We start from the raw sequence: 1,469 nt of genomic DNA, 5'->3' as shown, positions 1-1,469 counted from the left end.
GGACGTGGACGACGTCGCATCCGGCATCTAGCGGCGGGCGACGGCAGCGTGTGGATGCGACGGCGGACGTTTTTGCCTACACTGCATCGTTCGCGCGCGGTGTCGTACCGTGCTTCCCCACGCAGGTGATCATGTCCGATACACAGGTCTTTCTCGACACGCTGCACGCCAGCATCGTCGATATCGAGCGCTGGCTGTCCGGTGCCGACGCCGGGCCGGCGGCGCTCGATGCGCTGCTTGCGCCCTTCGCCCCCCGTTTCACGGTGATCCTGACCGACGGCCGCATGCTCGACTTCGCCGGCTGGCGCATGCTGCTCGAGCGGCTGTCAGGCGCGAAGCCGGGGCTGCACATCACGTTGTCGGACATCCACGTGCTCGCAGCGGACGACCGGCACGCGACGATCGCGTATCTCGAAGCGCAACACGCAGCCGCGGGCGAACTGCCTGCGCGTCGCGGAACGGCGCTGTTCGAGCGCGACGCCGCGGGCGCGGTGCGCTGGATCCATCTTCAGGAAACCTTCTGCGCCGTGTGAGCGGCGCCGGGGCGACGCAGGCCGGCGCGCGCGATCGCGCCGGTGCATGCTTCATCCGCGCGTGCGCCCGCGCACGGCCGTCAGCTCGGCCGACACGCATTGCATCAACGCGCGCAGCCATGCGACGTCGGTCGGGCGATCCGGCTGCGGATGCGTGAGTAGATAGCTTTTGATACGTGGAAACGGCACTGGCGGCGCGATGACGACGAGCGGCAGCAACTGCGCATAGTGCATCGCGAATCGCCGGGTAGTCGTGAAGATCAGGTCGGATTGCAGCAGCACGTGCGGCACGAGCCCGAAATACGGCAGCGTCGCGACGACCCGTCGCGTGAGCCCCGCGCGCGCAAGGCCGATCTCGATCGCGTTGCGCTTGTCGCCGGTGTACGGTGTCGGCGCGAGATGCGCGGCGGCCGCATACGTGTCGCGGGTGAGCGGCACGCGTGCGAGCGGATGCGTGTCGCGCATGAGGCAGACCACCGTGTCGGAAAACAGGTCATGGCGCGCAAAACGCACGTCGGGTTTCGGCCAGTTGCCGATCACGAGGTCGAGCGAGCCGGACTCGAGCGCACGCGCGTGATCGAGCGCGGGATTCAGCGAATCGATTTCCAGATGCGCGTACGGCGCCGCGTCGCGAAATCGCGCGACGAGCGTCGGCGTGAAGAAGTCGTTCAGATAGTCGGGGGCGGCGATCCGGAAGGTGCGCCGTGCGGCTGCGGGATCGAAGGCGCCGTGCGGCGTCGCGATGAAGTCGACTTCGCGCAGCGCGCGCTGCGCGGCCTCGAGCAGCGACGCACCGTACTCGGTCGGCACCATCCCGGATTTGCCGCGGACGAGGATCGGATCGTTCAGCGTCTCGCGCAGCTTGCGCAGCGCGGTGCTGATCGCAGGCTGGGTCTGGTTGAGCCGAAGCGCGTCCTGCGTGACGCTGCGTTCGAG

At 68.3% G+C, this 1,469-nt stretch carries 2 protein-coding genes; one reads left to right on the top strand and one right to left on the bottom strand.

The features are described 5' to 3' along the window. The first annotated feature begins 131 nt into the window (after positions 1-131). Complete coding sequence (locus KH616_RS24975) at positions 132-533, top strand: polyketide cyclase (protein WP_292254920.1); 402 nt, start codon at positions 132-134, stop codon at positions 531-533. Positions 534-584: 51 nt separating this feature from the next. On the opposite strand, the gene KH616_RS24970 is transcribed toward KH616_RS24975, so the two are convergent. Further along, a partial coding sequence (locus KH616_RS24970) for a LysR family transcriptional regulator (protein ID WP_292254918.1) occupies positions 585-1,469 on the bottom strand: 885 nt, incomplete at its 5' end.

Source organism: Burkholderia sp. (genome assembly GCF_018375725.1).
Lineage (GTDB): Bacteria > Pseudomonadota > Gammaproteobacteria > Burkholderiales > Burkholderiaceae > Burkholderia.
The sequence above is the reverse complement of the archived record's forward strand: the minus strand, read 5'-3'. Positions and strand labels throughout refer to the sequence as shown.

Excerpts from the sequence above, each read along its gene's own strand:
- KH616_RS24975 (WP_292254920.1), top strand. The coding sequence starts at position 132 with ATGTCCGATACACAGGTCTTTCTCGACACGCTGCACGCCAGCATCGTC.